The organism is Paenibacillus sp. FSL K6-0276, assembly GCF_037977235.1.
Classification (GTDB): domain Bacteria; phylum Bacillota; class Bacilli; order Paenibacillales; family Paenibacillaceae; genus Paenibacillus_AQ.
Genome location: NZ_CP150276.1, coordinates 5,237,773 through 5,255,794 on the forward strand (window position 1 = coordinate 5,237,773; position 18,022 = coordinate 5,255,794).

Below are 18,022 nucleotides of genomic sequence, written 5' to 3' on the forward strand. Positions count from 1 at the left end.
TTGTCCCCGTCATCACATTATCATCATGAATTAATGCCTTCATCATAGAACCATAAAGAGAAGTTGTCAAATCACTTAACCACTACGGTATAAATCTGTTATGATAAGGTTATCCATGTTCTATTCGATTACAGTTACGATAAAGGAGCATATCTCATGAAACAGGTGACCAAAGGGCAGTGGGGCGGTTATGATACTTATATTTTGCACAGCCGTGAACTGGAAGTCACGCTTTTGCCGCGACTAGGAAATAACGTGATTTCATTATTTGATGTAAAGAAACAACGGGAAATTCTGCGGCGGCCTGATGAAAGCGATCAAGCTTTCTTTATGCAAAAACCTTACCATTTTGGCATGCCGCTCTTAATTCCACCCGGAAGAATTCGTAAGGGCCAATTTCAGTTCGAGGGTACAAGTTATCAATTTGACCAGAATACCGCTAATGACAATCATATTCATGGTCTACACCGAACTCAGGCCTGGTGTGTCAGCGATATTGAAGAAGATGAAGATGGTTGTGCGGTCACTACTGAATTCCGAACTGAAGATGATCCGCATTGGATGGAGCAATTCCCTATCCCACTTAAATTCGAAATGACATTTAGGCTTCAGGAAGCCCGGCTCACCCAAACTTTAAAGGTTACTAATCTCGGAGATCATCGAATTCCTTTTGGGGTTGGTTATCACACCTGGTTTATGATTGATGGAGAACCTGAGCGCTGGAATCTTAGACTTCCAGTAAATAGTATTTATGAACAAAACGATGAATTGCTCCCTAGCGGCAATCTAATTCCACTCGGTGATCTGGAAGCCTTGAACACTGGAATGAACATGCAGGGGACTAATTTTGATACTGCTCTTCGTATTGGAGAAAAACAACCGGTAGAAGCCTTGTTATTACGCGATGATGGTTATGGCCTTCGTTATACTGCTGACGAGAATCTATTCCGTCACTGGGTGCTATATACAAAAGGACCAGCAGAACAGTTTCTGTGCATAGAGCCCTATACATGGCTCCCGAATGCGCCAAATGTATCTGAGGACCCATCCTTCACAGGCCTCTTAAAGATAGATCCAGGTCAGAGTCTGAATCTGTCCACCATGTTGGAAATGATCTATCCTGAGATTTAAAGCAGATATACATTATATCGGTCTTACCTTGCGATTACGTAAGGGAAGACCGATTTTTTGTGTGCTTCCTAGCAATAAAGATTTTCTATCCTCACTTGTATTTCACTAATAATTACCATCCTTAAAACCTTTCGAAGGGATGCATGAATTAACCTCTTAGCGCTCATACTATCTTCACAACGGGCGAAGGAGGTGACACACATGGGTCAAGCAGGTCAAAGCCAAGGTCGTAGCAGCCGTTCCAACCTGGTCGTTCCTCAAGCAACTGCAGCATTGCAACAGTTGAAATATGAAGCAGCACAGGAGCTTGGAGTATCGATCCCCGCAGACGGTTATTACGGGAATCACACTTCCCGCGAAACTGGTTCTCTGGGCGGTTACATCACCAAACGTCTAGTACAAATGGCAGAACAACAACTGTCCGGTCGTCAGTAACAACGTAATCTTAAGTGTTTTATCCGGCCAGGCACTAAAAGAGCCTAAAGCCGAGTAGCTTTTGAGCCCTCTCACGCTTCTTCTTGAAGCTGTGGGAGGGTTTTTGATTTCTACAAGAAGAAGCGGCTTTGCCGTCCTTTTGGGGACGGTTTCCGTTTTAATATGAACTGCAAAGTTTATGTAAATAACACTTAACCGTAATGTTCAGTGCTTTCAGCGTAGGCATTGCGAGGAGATCGAATCATCAGATTCGCCATATTGTAATTGGACTCCAAGGTAGCATCTACAATCACCATTCCCTGTCTGATGGCGAATTCGTAAGCGATTTCACCATGAGTCCAGCGACGCTTGTATTTAAGACTTTCCAGCGCCATTAGGCGAAAAGAAGACTGCTGTCCATCTGTCATCCCTTCCTTCACATCAGTAAATCCCCCATTCCGCCCAGTAAGAGGATTATGTCGTATACCGAATTTGCCAATCATGTTATTTCTTATTTGCACAAATACCGTACCAGAAGTTAACCCCGATAATTCCTCCTGTAACTCCTTAAACACCAGATCCATCTGTCTTGCTAATGATAGTTGTTCCGTCTTAAGCATTACTTTTCCTCCTAAAAGTTTTGTGAGCCTTAGCTTCGTTCGAGTTCACTTCGTACAAAACTGACTTCGTAAGCATCCACTTAGTTTTGTGAGCTTAGCTTCATCCGATTTTACTTCGTACAAAACTGGCTTCGTAAGCGTTTGCTTAGTTTTGTGAGCTTAGCTAAGTAATTTTCTAGCACGCCTTATATAAGGCTTAAGGCTCATTATAGGTTACTAACTAATAGCAAACAACATTATTCGGCAAAATTGGGTTATTATTCCTATATATGCGCGAAATTCATAGATCAATCGTATATTAGTGTTTATAAATCGGGTTTTTTCGACATTTTATCATTAAAAAAAGCCCCCTGATATAGGGGCTTTTGCGTATTCATGCTGAAAAATCGTAATTTTTCTCATCGTGAAATTTGTCTTAGTTAAGACATTTTCATGCTAAATCCGCAGTCATCTCCAAGAACTCGTTAATGTCAGCCACGATCAGATCTGTAGCGCCTTGCCAGAAGTCCGGCTTCGTCAGATCCACACCCAGATGCTTAAGCACCAAATCCTCTAAAGTCATCACACCAGTATCCTGCAACAAGCTATCGTATTTGTCTGCAAAGGAAGCTCCTTCTTGCAGAGCCAGTCGATACAAGCCTGTGCTGAACATGTAACCAACGGTATACGGGAAATTATAGAACGGCACATCAGTGATATAAAAATGCAGCTTAGAAGCCCAGAAATGAGGGTGGTATTCGGAAAGCACTCCACAAAAAGCTTCCTTCTGTGCTTCCACCATCAATGCGGACAGCTCCTCAGCGTTCACAAGACCTTCCTTACGTTTCTCATAAAAGCGAGTTTCGAACAAGAATCGGGCGTGAATGTTCATAAAGAAGGCCACGCTGTTCTGTATCTTCGTTTCAAGCAGCGCCAGCTTCTCTTCTGCATCGCCAGCAGCTTTAACCTGAGCGTCAGACACAATAACCTCTGCGAAGGTCGAAGCGGTCTCTGCTACGTTCATTGCATAATTCTGATTAAATACCGGTTGGTCATCTAGCAGATAAGAATGATAAGCATGCCCCAGCTCATGCGCCAATGTTGAAACATTGGAAGGTGTGCCGCTATAAGTCATGAATATCCGTGATTCCTTGCTCTCAGGGAAGGATGTACAGAACCCTCCAGGTCGTTTGCCGGGACGATCCTCAACCTCAATCCAGTTATTATCAAAAGCGTGCTCTGCAAACTCCGCCATCTTCGGACTAAATTTGCGGAACTGGGTAACGATATCTTTAGCGGCCTGATCATAAGGGATTTTACCAGAAGATTTGCCCACAGGAGCATCGACATCCACCCATGAGAGAGCATCCAATCCAAGCAGCTTTGCTTTGCGCTGAAGGTAGGCCACGAGCGCAGGCTTGCTATTCGTAATCACGTCCCACATCGCATTCAAAGTATCTTGTGACATACGATTGATGCTCAGAGGATCTTTCAGAATATCATCCCAACCTCTACCTTTATAGAGCTTCAGACGGAAGCCTGCTAAGTGATTCAACGTATCCGCACAGTTATCTTCCGCTTCGGTCCATGCCTCTTCCCATTTGTGGAACATGGCTTCGCGTACTTTCGGATCTGGATCATCCAGCTTGTTAGAAGCTTGACCCGCAGAGAGCAGCTTCGTTCCTTCTTCATCCTCAAATGGGATCTTAATCGAGCTTACAATCGTATCATAGTGCTCGCTCCATCCGTGATATCCATCAACAGCTAACTCCAAAGCTAAGCTTTCTAGCTCAGGGCTCATCTTCTCACGGGCCAGATCACGGCTTTCGCTTAGCACGAATGTTAGAGGGGCAATCTCCGGCCGTGCCATCCACTCCGCCCACACCTTGTCCGAAGTCTGACGAAGCACATTATCGAATTGAGAGCTAATCCCCTCGAATCCAGCGCGCATACTCGTCACTTTCGCTGACAATCGAACAGCACCTTTGTCTAACTGATTCTGCGCTCCAAGACAACCTGCGAATGATGATACCTCTACAAGTCTTCCTGAGCAGCTCTGAAGCAGTTCTATAACCTCGTCCAGCCCCTTTGTAGACTCAACATCCTTTGGCGACACAGCATTCTTCACCAGCCCCTGTAAAGCTGCAATATCTTGCTCAAGATTCTTCAAAAATCTTTCTAATTCAGAAGAGGAGGATCCTCCGGGAAATATGGAATCGAGTTCCCAAGTCAGTGATAATGGTTGTTTCATGTGTACTCACCATTCCTTTGCTCTCATTTGGTTTTCTTTGTAATTGACTTAACACCATGGTAAAGTGAATAACGATACCGGAACATTCATAGCCGATAAACTTTAGGAGGGCATCCATATGAAGCCACTACAAATTTCACCGGAAACAGCCATAACGTTATCCAAGCAACTAGGCGTTCCTCTGGAACACTTGATGCATATGCCCCAACATATTTTGCTGCAAAAAATAGCGGAGCTATCCAAGAAGCAGAATTCCCCGCAAGCTGAGGGTGGAAATGATGAGTCTCCTTCTGGGAAGGATTCACAATGATTCCCTTTAGTCATACCTGGCCTTATGATATTATTTTAGGCGATATGTATGTGCAGTACTGCCCGTTCTGCAACTCGGAGAATGTCCTTCTCCCTATGAAGCCAAAAGAATTGCAAATCGTTCGTGACGGCAAGAAAAAACTGCTTGTCTTCCCATGTTGCAGCGCCAGCCCCACAGTTGTAGATAACGACGGGGATTACCTCCTATTCGATCGGGCAGTCCGATAAGTAGAAGGTCATCTAAATCCCAATATTAACATTTTTATAAAGCGCAGACGAGAGCATTACTCTCTTCTGCGCTTTTTGTTGTTCGTAAAGCTTTAAGAACCTGAAGGCAATCCATCGACATCAACATCTACAGCTTCGCCGCGCATTTGCTCTCTTAGCACAACCCACTGCTCCCGAGCGGCTCGAATCATCGCGGCATCCATAATCTTCTGATCATTAATAAGGCGGGAGAACCACATTACAGCCATAGAGAATTCTCCGATGCGCCGATTAAGCTCGCCGATAAGATACATGAGCCGGGCATCATTACCACCAATTCCGTCTCTTTCGTACACCTTCACATATTCATCCAGTGAATAACGCAAAAAGCGTTGTTCCTGCTCAGTATTCCCTTGGTAACGATACAGCCAGGCAATGTGATGCAGCAGACTCGCAATAATTCGATCCTTATCGTTAATACTCTGAGCGCATAGAAGCGCCAGCTTATAGGTCTCAAGTGCAGCTTCCCAGCTTCGTTTATCCCCAAAATCACGACTCTTCCAGCGTTTTCCTACCTGTTCATTAAATGCCTTTCGCTGCCACTCCGTCAGCTTGTCCGCTGAATTTTCTGTAGAGGCAAACCCGCAACTCGGGCAGACACGTACAACATAATAATCCGGATTCTCGTTTTTGTAATATGCGCAGAAATCAGCATCGCGGCGAACAGCCTTTTTCAGGCTAGGGCGTACGCGAGAGGTTGAAAATTCATGTTCACAATTACAACATTTGACCTTAATAGAATATAGGGGTATTAAGTCTGGCAAGTACTCTCATTCCTTTCAGGATCAACCTGTCCCTTATTATTCCTGGGGCATGTTAACAAAATGATGTGCGGGACCTGCAAGGCGACTAAGCACGAAAGAACGCAACGGCTCTTCTACTCCAGTCTCCATGAGCGCCTCTTTCATACACTGCAGCCATTCTTCAGCACGTTCAGGAGTAATGGGGATATGCATATGTCTTGCTCTCATCATGGGATGTCCATGTAGTTCTGAATAAAGTGGACCACCGCCAAAAAACTGCGTCAGGAATTGATATTGCTTCTCCAGAACAGGAGAAATGTCTTCAGGAAATAACGGACCCAGCTGCGGATGAAGCTGCACTTTGGCATAGAATACTTCCACCAATCGATGTAGCGCCTCAGCTCCCCCTAGGTTCTCATATATACTCTCATTTGGATTCATTGAGGTTACCAGCTTTCTTCCATATTAATGAAACGTTTCTTATATTTATTATACCAAAAAAAAGCACTACTCGGATATCCGTCGAAAGTGCCCCTAAACGACAGAAAAAAGACGCTAAACCATAGTTTAGCGCCTGGAGGTTATTGTCAGTAGGTCCGAAATTCCTCATCACCTGCAGGGACGAGAGAGATCCGGATCACATATACAAAAGCACAAACGAGAACTCCGGCTACAACGCTCATCGCCATCACTCCATCCCATTTATTCTTGTAACAGAGGGTGCATTTCTTATTTACATAATATCATAATTCGAGCGAAAAAGCACAGATTAATGTAACCGCTTCCTTTATTTTTTTGTGCTGTTTGTCCTTCTTTTCGCATACATCTAACCATAGACCAGGAGGCGTTAATTATGATTTTTAAAAAGATTGGCGGCCCACTGCTGGGATTAACATTGGCGGGCTGTATGCTGCTGATGCTGTTTCATCCGGAGGCATCCCTTGGCGCAGCCTTACGCGGCCTAGCCATCTGGTGGGATGTGCTATTCCCCTCCCTATTTCCATTCTTCGTCATTTCCGAAATCATGCTAGGCTTAGGTATTGTTCATCTCTTCGGCGCTCTACTTGATCCGTTGATGCGTCCCCTTTTCGGTATACCAGGTAGCGGTGGGTTCGTCGCTGCCATGGGATATGTATCAGGATATCCTGTTGGCGCTAAATTAACCGCCAAGCTGCGGGAACAGAATCTGATTAGCAGAGTCGAGGGCGAACGTTTAGTAGCCTTCACAACCTCCTCCGATCCAATCTTTCTGTTAGGTGCAGTATCTGTCGGATTCTTTCGAGACGCATCATTGGGGCTCATACTAGCCCTAGCCCACTACGGAAGCGGTTTGATTGTTGGCTTGCTAATGTCATTCCATGGACGCAAGGAACAGAGCCCTCCAACCCAAGACCTATCAAAAACTAGTTCTGCCGCCCCCTCTACTCCATCAAAACAAGGATTCGGAAGAATCCATGCAGCACTTCTTGCAATGGAAGAGGCTCGGCGCAAAGATGGACGGAGCTTTGGGGAGCTATTAAAGGGGGCGATCCAGTCCTCGTTAAAGCTTATTATTGTCGTAGGTGGTTTGGTTGTATTCTTCAATGTTCTAATGGAACTGTTAGCCCGAGCCGGAATCCTATCCTCACTCTTTAGCATGACCGGACATCTTGTGTCCCTTGTAGGTGGACCTCCCGAACTGGCTCAGGCCCTGATAAGTGGATTCTTCGAGGTCACTATCGGCGCTCGTTCAGCGGGTGAAGCCGCTTCTTCCATCCCGCTCCAGTTCAAGGTAGCGGCAGCTGCCTTCATTCTTTCTTGGGGTGGCTTATCTGTACATGCCCAGGTGGCTAGTATTCTGAACGGTACCGGGTTGCGGTATCTGCCATTTTTAACTGCACGTCTAATTCACGCCTTACTCGCATCAGGATTGGTCTTGCTGCTCTGGAACCCTGTGATGAACACAGGACTGTCTACTGCATGGATATCATTACCGGCCTCTGTTGCCTTTACACCTTCTGCCACAGGGATCACGGCTAGCCTCGCTCTGCTCAGCCTATTATTAACTGCTGCAATTCTAGTCTCACTGCTTATCCCTGCTTTCATGGCAATGATTCGATGGATACGGCGAAGTTGATTAACATATTGTGTTCCGGGTCAAGATTGATTATGATCGGTGTATGACTGAATTATACAAAAGGAGCCTGTACATCTTGAGATATTATGTTCTGGACCGCGGTGATGAACTATCAATCAAACTTGCCGAGCAGTTTCACAAGCTGGCGGCGGAGCGGGACCTGCAACTGGATGCCGAGTCTCCCGAAATCGTCATCTCTATTGGCGGAGACGGCACAATGCTGCACGCTTTTCATACCTTTATCGATCAAATCCCCAATTTAGCCTTCGTAGGTGTGCACACTGGACACTTAGGCTTCTATGCGGACTGGCAAGCGGAAGAGCTGCCCACTTTAATCGACTATATGTGCGGAACTGGTGACGCTGGACCGCAGAAACCCCGCATCGTGAAATATCCGTTAATAGAGCTGGAAATTCACAAGAAATCCGGTTCTTCGTCCCACATTGCCCTAAATGAATTTACTCTTAAAGGGGTAGATGGAACTATAATGATTCAAGTTGACATCAATGATGTTACCTTCGAAATGTTCCGGGGCGACGGACTTTGTATTTCTACGCCTTCTGGTAGCACGGCCTATAACAAAAGCCTTGGGGGGGCCATGGTTCACCCATCTATAGAAGCGCTGCAGATTGCCGAAATCGCCTCCATTAACAACCGTGTATTCCGAACAATGGGATCGCCATTACTACTGCCGAAGCATCATCATTGCGATATTCTTTCATGTAAAGATCAGCGCTTACTACTGACGATAGATCATAACAATATCCCAGTAGACGACCTAATTTCAGTACGCTGCCAAGTATCGGACAAGAAAGTCAGTTTCGCCAGATACCGTCCTTTCCCGTTCTGGAACCGTGTTCGTGAAGCTTTTTTGGTTTAAGATTAACCTTCGATCCAACGTTTTTCAGTGGCTGGAGATATCTATTTCTCCGGCTTTTTTGTGTGACAAAACTAACACCAGCTGATAGACTGAGAGAGAAGCCAAATGGTATAATGAGGCTATTTTACAAAGAGTTACATAAAAGGAGAGAGTACTGTTGAAAAGATTATTTTCCCTCTTTAGCATAAGTCTACTGGCCCTCATACTTGCGGTCCCGGCTTTTGCAGCTTCGAAACCGATTGATGTTTATATCAACGGTAGTAAGGTTTCCTTCACTGCTGGATCCCCATACTTAGCGAACAATTCTGTACTTGTACCTTTTCGGGTCGTCTTTGAGAAGCTTGGACTTCAAGTCCTCTGGGATGCCAAGACTGGAACGGTGACAGGTAAAAGTTCAAATCTTGCGATTACCCTCAAAATTGGCAGCAACCGCGCTACTGTTAACGGAACCGTAAAAAAACTAACCACCGCACCAGTCTCCTCAGCTGGCACTACATACATCCCATTGCGTTTTATCGCCGAGGCAACAGGAGGCACAGCCGTCTGGAATTCCACCAGTAGAAGTGTACAGATTACTACTCCTGTCTCCAAAGATAAGGACGAAGCAGCCTTTACAGCATTAATCCGTTTGTCTAATCAGTATTTCAATGAAGAAAAAGCTACTAGCTTCTACTCCCTTATGGATTCTGAGTCCTCTTACACGGAATCAGTGGCCGAGCTCAATGAATCTTTTAAAGCTTTCGACATAAAAAATACTATTGATAGTTTGGAAATCCTCGACTTTAAAGCTGACGAAGCCACTGTGTATACGCTGGAAAGTTCTCGCAGAATAGGTGGGGCCTATACTCCAGATACAGAGGATGAATACGTATATACCCTGGTCCGCAAGAACGGAAGCTGGAAGATATCATCCGTGGAATCCCAAAGCTCGACCATTCTCCTTACTCGTGAACAAGCCCTAAAACCAGCAGCCAACATCCCTCAAAATGATACGGATGCCATTAAAGGAACTATTACCAAATATTATCAAGCAATGAACGAAGAGAATCCTACCGCAGTTCTTACCACGATGACTTCTTATGGTGAAGAATATGATTCCTCTCTCAAGGCAGATTTGGATGATTTCTTCGCTTCGTACGATATTACCTATACTCCAGGCATTTCAAATGTCTATTTTTACAGTGCCAAAGAAGCAGCGATATATGTAGAAAGCAAAGACAAGGAAGCTAGTGAAGAGGAGACTTACGAGCAGGGTCTTATCTATATTCTATCCAAGTCGGATACCGGTGTATGGACAATCGATACCACATATAACGTCTACAATAAACTTGTGAAATCCTAATAAAAAGGGTGTTTGATTCCATGAAATCCAAAAAAGTAATAAGTGCACTGTTAACCAGCTGTCTAGCTTTATCTATTACATTTGCTCCACTAGCTTCAGCTGCTGATGCCGCTAAAGCTTCCACAGACAACAGTGATCTTATCAATGAAGTGATGAAGTTATTGGAGAACTACAACCTTTCAGATGTAGATAAGGATACTTTGATTCGCGGAGCCATTGACGGCATGGTGAACACACTGGACGATCCATACAGCCAATACTTCAACTCCGAGGAAGCCGCACAATTTGAACATGCTGTTGATCTCGAATACGTTGGCATCGGTGTTAAACTACAATATACGCCGACAGAACTCTACATCGAAGAAATTTCTCCAGGTTCTCCTGCTGAAAAGGCAGGCCTGAAACGCGGCGATACGATTCTCAAAATCAATGGAATACCTGTTGACGAAACGGATGATTCCGAACTGAGTGGAGCCGCAGGCACCAAGGTCACCCTATTGATTCTCAGAAATGGCGTCTCTAAAAATTATATTGTCACCCGAAATGAATTGAACTCGACTTCCGTTTTTGGAACCCTTATCGGACCGAAGATTGCCTATATTTCGCTCAGTGGTTTCACCCAGAATTCTGATGAAGAATTCGCCGCTATGCTGAAGAAGATGCGTGCAGCGGGAATGAAATCCATAGTGCTTGATTTACGTGATAACTTGGGTGGCTATATGGATTCGGCATACAACATTGCCTCTAACTTTATGGATAAAGGCATCATGATGTATACCTCTGATCAAAGTGGCGCACTAACTCCTGTAACGATTACTAGTGGCAGTAAAATCGGTGTACCCGTTGTAATTCTAACCAACGAATACACTGCAAGTGCATCTGAAGCTCTTACTGGCGCCCTACGTGACAACAAACTGGCTACTGTCGTAGGCACTCGTTCTTACGGCAAAGCGCGTATTCAAAGCCTACTTAAGGTGTCTAATGGCGACATGCTGAAATTGACCACGCAGAAATATCTAACCCCTAAGAAAGAAGACTTTAATCACATCGGTCTTGCACCGGATATTGAGGTTAAAGGCAAAACTGCACAGCTGATTACCGCCCTGCAGATTGCTGGAATGAAGACTTTAGAAGTCACCGGAGATCATCATATCTTGAATATCAATGGCGTTCCTTTTGCTGGTAATGTCGGTCTGGTGAAGCAGGGTGATAAGATTTATGCTTCTTCGGTTGTGCTGGCTGCGCTTGTCGAAGGCGAGATCACGTGGGATGCTAAGAACAAGAAGGTTATCGTAAAGAACGGAACAGGCACCGCCACCGGCTTTACGCTTTCCTCCAAAGAGGCGCTTTCCCAGAATGGTGAGACCTACATTGAATTAAATGCCTTTAAGAAGAAGTTCCCGGCACTTGTGTGGAGTTACAATACTGCACAGAAACAGTTGAAATTATCTGTAAAATAATCCATAACAACATGAAAAGGCAGCAATTCTCCAGAGAGGGAGGTTTGCTGCTTTTATGTTTTGTACGATATCCATTTCAAACAAGCAAAAACGCCTTCGGCGTCCCAAATGGACGGTAAGCGTTTATGCGAGAAATATAAGGATAATGTATAGCGTGAAACTTATACATTCTTATATTTAGAAAAAAGCTGCCTCATTCGTAGAAGGACTCTACTTATGGTTCAGCTTTCATCATTAAGATTGTGGATTTTCTGCGTTTTGAGTATTTTGATTATTTTGAGGCTTTTGTGTGTTTTGGGGCTTCTGGGACTGACCTTGTGGCGGTCTGCTTTGAAATTCCTTTTTGGATTTCTTCCCCTGCGAATCCTTACCCCGATGATTTCGGCTTTGATGTTCTCTCAAGGGTCTATCCTTAGCAGAAGTCATCTCTTTAAATGCAGCAGATGAATTCGAACCTTGCTTAGATGACGTTTCTTTAGAGGAGAACTCTTTTTCTGTAGCCGCTCCATCATTATCTTCAGCTTCTAGCTCCGAATCGTCTTCCTCACTCGGCTCTGGTATTTCTTTGATCAGAATATCCTTGAACAAGCCTTCTTGTGGTACCTCTTTTAACTTATGCAACACAAAATATGCGCAGCCAAAATTGCAGTATTCATTAATATAATCGACCATGCCAGAAATCGCTGTATCCCGATTCACCTTAGGGTGGTTATCCCGGTAAAAGCCTTTCAAACGCAACTGACTGTAACCCCAGTCACCAATAATGTAGTCGTATCTTTCCAGCACCTCGCTATATCTTCCGCGAAACGCCTCCGGATTCCAACCATCCTTATGATCTAACATAAGTTCGTAGCCTTTTCCGCCTATAACGATCAAACCTTTTGTCGCCTGCCTTTCTTTGGGGGTCTTTACGTTGATTATGCCGTCATTTGCGAGAAAAATTGGGCTTTCGGTCGCTGTTGTTGATTAATTTCTTTTATTTGAACCGCATTCAGCGGTTGAAATTAATCAACAAAGGCGAACGCTACGCTCCTACAGCTCCAACATTTCTCTCCAATGACTCAAATCAACGTTTTTTTATGTGTAACCTAGGGGTGGGGAGCCTCAGATCGCTCCGCTCCTTCTGCCCCCTGCTACCTTGAAAAATAAAAAATTAACTAGAAGAAACCGCACGCTCCTCACGAACTTGAGCGGCAGACTTCACCTGCTCATGCGCACGATAAGAGCTGCGAACAAGCGGGGCTGACTCCACATGGCTAAAGCCACGCTTCAATCCCTCTTCCTTAAGCAGCGCAAATTCCTCTGGTGGATAATATTTCTCCACATTCAAATGCTTTGGAGAAGGCTGCAAGTATTGTCCTAAAGTCAATATATCACAATTTACGGCTCGCAAATCATCCATGGCTTGTAAAATCTCATCCCACTCTTCACCGACTCCAAGCATAATGCTTGATTTGGTAGGAATGTCAGGCTTAATCTCCTTGGCTCTGCGCAGCAGCTCCAACGAACGGCGATACTTCGCTTTAGCCCGGACACGATCTGACATCCGTTCCACCGTCTCGATATTATGATTAAGAATGTCCGGATTACTGTTCATAACAATCTCTAGACTATTCCGGTCTCCCAAGAAGTCTGGAATAAGTACTTCAACACTACATAACGGAAGGCGTTTACGGATTGCCGCTACCGTCTCAGCAAAAATCTGGGCGCCACCATCCGCAAGATCATCGCGGGCCACACTGGTCACCACGCAATGGCGAAGGTTCATTCCCTCTGCAGCTTCTGCTACACGTTCAGGCTCCTGCAGGTCCAGCTCTGTCGGCAGCCCTGTATTCACAGCGCAGAAACGACATGCGCGAGTACATATATCACCAAGAATCATAAAGGTAGCCGTTCGATTTGCCCAGCATTCATATATATTTGGACACCTAGCTTCTTCACATACGGTATGTAAAGTTTTAGAACGCATCATGCTCTTGATTTCCTGATAGTTATCACCGGTAGTTAGCTTGATTCTAATCCAATCCGGCTTAGGTTGCTTTGCTGTTTTATTCGTCAAAATAATAAACCCCGCTTCCTCCTGAATGTGATGCTGCAGATGAAAGATGCTGCATCATATTATACCATGTGCGCTTTACAATTGCCTGTTTTTGTGAAATATGCAAGGCATGCCAACTTAGATTCCGGCGGAGAATTTACTGGTACCTTTAGACAAGAACGGATAAAAAGTAGCTTTTTGCTTCAATCTATAACAAAAGCTTCAACCGAAGTGCCTGCATTCAATTCTACGCCCGGACAAAAGGAGGCTGTTATCTTGCTGGCCCTATTTAAGAATATTAATAACCGGAGAACCATGTTGTGTCTGTCCGCGGCTGCTATCCTTTGGGGTGGTTTAGACCTTCCCGTTCCAGCAGCTGCAGTACAGGCTACAGTCCAACCGGTGGAAAGCAGCGGCAATCCCGTTAATGCTAGCAAGGAATCCATATGGTCTGCCCGTAGGGGGATTTATGATCAACTGAGTGCAGCCACTGGAATCCCTTGGTTTAGATTCGCAGCCATTGATCAATATGAACGCACCATCGCCAAAAAAGGGTCCTCAGACAAGCCCGTTTCCAACCGTCTTACAGGAATCAAGATTCCATCACCCGTATGGTCCGGTCCACTCAACCCGGATCAGGAGGATACTTCCCCGGAATCCATCAGCTTCTTTGACGGCTTTGGCAGTGATGGATCAGGAGACGCAATCGCTGATCCAGAGAATGATGCTGACGTTCTATATAGTATGGCTAGACACTTGCTGAAATATGGTGATTCAGCTAATGATTTCAGTATCGGTATTTGGGAGTATTATCACAATGGCCGTGCCTCTCAGCGCATAGCTCAGTTCGCCAGGCTATATGAACATTTTGGGCGGCTTGACCTATCAGGTAATGCTTTTCCACTTCCCTTAAGTAATTCTTATTCTTATCGCAGCACTTGGGGAACCGGCAGAAACTGGGGTGGAGCTCGTATCCACGAAGGGACTGATCTCTTTGCACCTCAAGGCATGCCGGTACGCAGCACCTGCTTTGGCCTAGTGGAAACTAAAGGCTGGAACCGCTATGGTGGCTGGAGAATTGGGATTCGCGATATCGAGAACCGTTACCATTATTACGCCCATTTATCCGGGTATAACAAATCTATTTCGCGTGGAGATATCGTCTCACCAGGTGAAATCATTGGCTGGGTTGGCAGCTCAGGCTACGGAAATCCAGGAACACAAGGGAAATTCCCGCCACATCTACATTTTGGCATCTACCGTGACCGAGGGATTACTGAATGGGCTTTTGACCCTTTTCCGTTGCTAAAACAATGGGAGAATCAGGAGTATAGAGACCTAAAGAACAAAAATAAAAAGAGTGCTACAAACAAGGAAAAACGCCTTCAGCGTCCCTAAAGGACGGTAAGCGTTTATGCGAGAAATATAAGGATAATGTATAGCGTGAAACTTATACTTTCTTATATTTTTAAAAAGAATCGGCTTCGCCATCCTTTTGAGATGACACCCGTTTCTTGATGAACAATAAGGCCCCTTCTTTGGAGAGAGGCCTTATACTAATTTAATACAACATTAAACAGCCAAACGGTTCAATGCTCACTATAAGCTTGTTAGTATTTTTAAAAGTTGCTCCTGACAGTAAATCGGTTAGCACATTCTTATCCGAACGATATGCATTAAGCTCAAGCTCGTACGCGTTCGGAGAATTATTGATAATTAACCCAATCTTCTCTTGACCCACACCCCGCGTATAACCGAGCACATTACGGACTTCATCTGTGAACCAAGGACGAAACGTGCCTTTTCGTAGAATATCACAGCTTTTTCTTAAGAAGATCAGTTCTTGATACCATTTCAGCAGCGCTGTATTCTGAGCTTGCTCTTGCCATACCATAGCTTTTCTACAGTGAGGGTCCGTGGCCCCTTCCATCCCAACCTCATCCCCATAATAGATCATTGGAATACCGATATAGGTCATCTGAAAAAAAACTGCCAACCTCATGCGCTGTATTGCGGTGCTCTCGCGGTCCCAGCCACGTCCCCCTTCCTTACATGCTGTAAGAAAACGCAACGTATCATGACTGCCAATCAACTGAAACATAGCCGAATTCGCCTGGTCATTATACAACGCCTCCTGATGGAGTAATTGCTCCATAAAGCGATCTGGCCCTGTTGACTGCTCTGCAAAGAATTCCAGCATGGCATCCCGAAGCACATAATTCATACCACCATCAAATTGATCCCCTCTAAGCCAGGGCCCAGAAGCATGCATTATCTCTCCAATGAGTAGGATTTCAGGAAATTCAGACTTGAGTTCTTGCCGAAATCGGGACCAAAAAGCTGGGTTGACCTCATTCGCTACATCAAGACGCCAGCCGTCGATCTCTGTTTCACGAATCCAATACTTGGCAACTTCAATCATATAATTAGCCGTCTCAAGATGATCCATATTCAGCTTTGGCATATGCGCTTCAGCTTTAGCGAATGTCTCATAATTCGGCGCAGGCGTCTGTGTAACGGGAAAAGAACGAATAAAGAACCAATCTTTATACGAAGACTGCTCACCTTTTTCCATCACATCTTTAAAAGCAAAGAAGTGATCTCCCGAATGATTAAACACGGCATCCAAAATGACCTTAATTCCATGACGATGCGCCTCACTGACCAGCGCCTTCAATCCGTCTACATCACCGAATGCAGGGTCGATCTTATAATAATCGGAGGTGTTATATTTATGCTCGGAAGGAGACTCAAATACAGGCGTCATGTAAATAGAGTTCACACCAAGCTGCTGCAGATAGGGTATTTTATCCGTAATGCCCTTTATTGTTCCACCATTATAGCTGCTAGGATAAATTTGATAGGTCACCGCATCCTGGCTCCATGAAGGTAACTTCAAAGCCTCAGAATGGTGAAGGTATGCATATTGAAAAGAACCCGCACGTTCCCGATTCTCAGATGAGCCCCTCTCTCCATACCAGACATACTGTCCCGCGGCATTCGCTATATGAAATAGATATCTGCATCTTCTAGTGCTGGTGTGAATAATTGCTTCATGAATCTCATAAATACCGGCCGATCCGATCCGATCCATCTGCAAAGGAACTTCCTGTCCTGGAGAATCATAACGGTCTGAGTGGATAACGGTACAGGATAATTGCTGGCCAGCTTGTGTGAATAGTCTGAGCTTCAGGATACCCATGCCTACAGGATAGGCAAATGGATCTTCACTCGTATGATATAAAAACCATGATTGAGACATAACTTATGGACTCCTTCTATACTTTTATCGTTCTATCTATCTGATCTTACATCATTAGAGAGACTGCTAAATTTGTGTTATTATGGTTACAAATACCGTTTTCAAGTTATGAGGGACGACGATGAAAGTAACGATTTCTGATATTGCTAAAGCAGCCAATGTGGCCAAATCTACTGTATCTAAAGTACTAAATGATTCCCCAAAAATATCACAGGATACGAAACAAAAGGTTCGAGAGATTATGAAGCAAATGAACTACACACCAAGCAGTATTGCTACTGGGTTAGCCAGACAAAGCAGCTGCAATATCGGTCTACTGGTCGATATGTCTAAAGAAAGTGAGTTTCTAAACCAATTCTTCTACAACATTATTGGTGGAGTAGAGAGCGTAATTGCACCTTTAAAATATGAGCTGACCATTTCCAATGTGCAACATAGTAGTCCGGAAGGGCATTTTCTAAATAGACTTGTGTTTAGCAAACGTGTCGACGGCATTATTGCCAACAACTCTGTGCTGACAGAAGAGCTATCTGAAGAACTGAACCAACTGAAGTTTCCTTACATCTCCATTGGAGAGATTATAGCCCCCGGAAGTTGGGTTGATTTCGATAATGAAGCAGGCGGCAGCATGCTGACCGAGCATCTCGTCGAACAGAGTTATTCTAAAATAGCCTTCATAGGCGGGCAGCAGCAGGAAAAGATTTATACCCATCGCCTAGGTGGATACTTAAGCGCATTACAGCAGACTGACCTTACCGTTCACCAGCAATGGATTATTAACTGCAAGGCAGATGAACATGACAGCTATCATGCTGCACTTGAGCTTCTGCAGCGCGAAGAACGACCAGACTCAGTAGTGTGCATGAACAGTTATGTAGCCTTTGGGGTGCTTCAAGCCGCAAAAACACTGGGACTTGATGTTCCGTCGCAACTCGGCATCGCCGCTTTCGATGAATATCCTCTGTCCCGTTATACAACACCTCCTTTAACTTCGCTTAATATTGACACGTTCAAGCTGGGTGTATCTTCAGGGCAGCTGCTGATGGAACGCATTCGTGGCAATGATATGCCCCACAAGCATTTGCTAATGGAGCCAGAACTAATTCCCCGTCAATCTACGATGAGAACCAAATTCTTTGGGGGAACTTCGTAATTGGACTACTTAGAATTAGGTCTGCTAAGAAAGGCTGAATTGGTTTCATTGCATTTG

General features: G+C 44.7%; 17 protein-coding genes and 1 other annotated feature (1 of these 18 cut by a window edge). Of the genes, 10 read left to right on the forward strand and 7 right to left on the reverse strand.

Annotated features, from left to right (window positions below):
- Window positions 1–22 (reverse strand) — a binding site (T-box leader); it reaches 218 nt to the left of the window's first position.
- Between the two features lie 134 nt (window positions 23–156).
- Complete coding sequence (locus MHH52_RS24645) at window positions 157–1,131, forward strand: aldose 1-epimerase (RefSeq protein WP_313639415.1); 975 nt, start codon at window positions 157–159, stop codon at window positions 1,129–1,131.
- Window positions 1,132–1,332: 201 nt separating this feature from the next.
- A complete protein-coding gene (locus tag MHH52_RS24650) occupies window positions 1,333–1,566 on the forward strand; it encodes an alpha/beta-type small acid-soluble spore protein (protein ID WP_313639416.1) in 234 nt (77 codons plus the stop codon).
- 191 nt (window positions 1,567–1,757) lie between these two features.
- Here the strand turns inward: MHH52_RS24650 and MHH52_RS24655 are convergent, their stop codons facing one another.
- Both MHH52_RS24655 and MHH52_RS24660 read right to left on the reverse strand, forming a co-directional pair.
- Window positions 1,758–2,165: an O-methyltransferase gene (locus MHH52_RS24655; protein WP_313639417.1), complete on the reverse strand. Its 408-nt coding sequence runs from the start codon at window positions 2,163–2,165 to the stop codon at window positions 1,758–1,760.
- A gap of 430 nt (window positions 2,166–2,595) precedes the next feature.
- Complete coding sequence (locus MHH52_RS24660; RefSeq protein WP_340004957.1) at window positions 2,596–4,395, reverse strand: M3 family oligoendopeptidase; 1,800 nt, start codon at window positions 4,393–4,395, stop codon at window positions 2,596–2,598.
- Between the two features lie 118 nt (window positions 4,396–4,513).
- On the opposite strand from MHH52_RS24660, the gene MHH52_RS24665 reads away from it, so the two are divergent.
- Complete coding sequence (locus MHH52_RS24665) at window positions 4,514–4,705, forward strand: YycC family protein (RefSeq protein ID WP_340004959.1); 192 nt, start codon at window positions 4,514–4,516, stop codon at window positions 4,703–4,705.
- Complete coding sequence (locus MHH52_RS24670; protein ID WP_042130921.1) at window positions 4,702–4,932, forward strand: hypothetical protein; 231 nt, start codon at window positions 4,702–4,704, stop codon at window positions 4,930–4,932. The genes MHH52_RS24665 and MHH52_RS24670 overlap by 4 nt, the downstream gene beginning before the upstream one ends.
- Before the next feature lie 92 nt (window positions 4,933–5,024).
- Here MHH52_RS24670 and MHH52_RS24675 read toward each other — a convergent pair whose 3' ends face one another.
- Both MHH52_RS24675 and MHH52_RS24680 read right to left on the reverse strand, forming a co-directional pair.
- Complete coding sequence (locus tag MHH52_RS24675; protein ID WP_340004961.1) at window positions 5,025–5,735, reverse strand: DUF2225 domain-containing protein; 711 nt, start codon at window positions 5,733–5,735, stop codon at window positions 5,025–5,027.
- 36 nt (window positions 5,736–5,771) lie between these two features.
- Complete coding sequence (locus MHH52_RS24680; protein WP_313639421.1) at window positions 5,772–6,155, reverse strand: globin; 384 nt, start codon at window positions 6,153–6,155, stop codon at window positions 5,772–5,774.
- 412 nt (window positions 6,156–6,567) lie between these two features.
- Here MHH52_RS24680 and ylbJ point away from each other — a divergent pair, with 412 nt between their 5' ends.
- From ylbJ to MHH52_RS24700, 4 genes are all read left to right on the forward strand, one after another.
- A complete protein-coding gene (gene ylbJ / locus MHH52_RS24685) occupies window positions 6,568–7,830 on the forward strand; it encodes a sporulation integral membrane protein YlbJ (RefSeq protein WP_340004963.1) in 1,263 nt (420 codons plus the stop codon).
- A gap of 76 nt (window positions 7,831–7,906) precedes the next feature.
- A complete protein-coding gene (locus MHH52_RS24690) occupies window positions 7,907–8,710 on the forward strand; it encodes an NAD kinase (protein ID WP_313639423.1) in 804 nt (267 codons plus the stop codon).
- A 157-nt stretch (window positions 8,711–8,867) separates the two neighbouring features.
- Window positions 8,868–10,052 (forward strand): copper amine oxidase N-terminal domain-containing protein, encoded by a 1,185-nt coding sequence (locus tag MHH52_RS24695; RefSeq protein WP_340004965.1) that lies wholly within the window; start codon window positions 8,868–8,870, stop codon window positions 10,050–10,052.
- A gap of 20 nt (window positions 10,053–10,072) precedes the next feature.
- Window positions 10,073–11,512, forward strand: coding sequence for a S41 family peptidase (locus MHH52_RS24700; protein WP_340004967.1), 1,440 nt, complete (start codon window positions 10,073–10,075; stop codon window positions 11,510–11,512).
- 234 nt (window positions 11,513–11,746) lie between these two features.
- Here the strand turns inward: MHH52_RS24700 and MHH52_RS24705 are convergent, their stop codons facing one another.
- Window positions 11,747–12,388 carry a YutD family protein gene (locus MHH52_RS24705; RefSeq protein WP_340004969.1) on the reverse strand — a complete coding sequence of 214 codons (642 nt, stop codon included), beginning with the start codon at window positions 12,386–12,388 and terminating at the stop codon, window positions 11,747–11,749.
- A 277-nt stretch (window positions 12,389–12,665) separates the two neighbouring features.
- A complete protein-coding gene (gene lipA / locus MHH52_RS24710; protein ID WP_340004971.1) occupies window positions 12,666–13,571 on the reverse strand; it encodes a lipoyl synthase in 906 nt (301 codons plus the stop codon).
- 66 nt (window positions 13,572–13,637) lie between these two features.
- Between lipA and MHH52_RS24715 the strand changes: the two genes are divergently transcribed.
- A complete protein-coding gene (locus tag MHH52_RS24715) occupies window positions 13,638–14,948 on the forward strand; it encodes a M23 family metallopeptidase (RefSeq protein WP_340004973.1) in 1,311 nt (436 codons plus the stop codon).
- A 163-nt stretch (window positions 14,949–15,111) separates the two neighbouring features.
- Here the strand turns inward: MHH52_RS24715 and MHH52_RS24720 are convergent, their stop codons facing one another.
- A complete protein-coding gene (locus MHH52_RS24720; protein ID WP_340004975.1) occupies window positions 15,112–16,812 on the reverse strand; it encodes an alpha amylase N-terminal ig-like domain-containing protein in 1,701 nt (566 codons plus the stop codon).
- Window positions 16,813–16,933: 121 nt separating this feature from the next.
- Between MHH52_RS24720 and MHH52_RS24725 the strand changes: the two genes are divergently transcribed.
- Window positions 16,934–17,965: a LacI family DNA-binding transcriptional regulator gene (locus tag MHH52_RS24725; RefSeq protein ID WP_340004977.1), complete on the forward strand. Its 1,032-nt coding sequence runs from the start codon at window positions 16,934–16,936 to the stop codon at window positions 17,963–17,965.
- Window positions 17,966–18,022 lie beyond the last annotated feature (57 nt).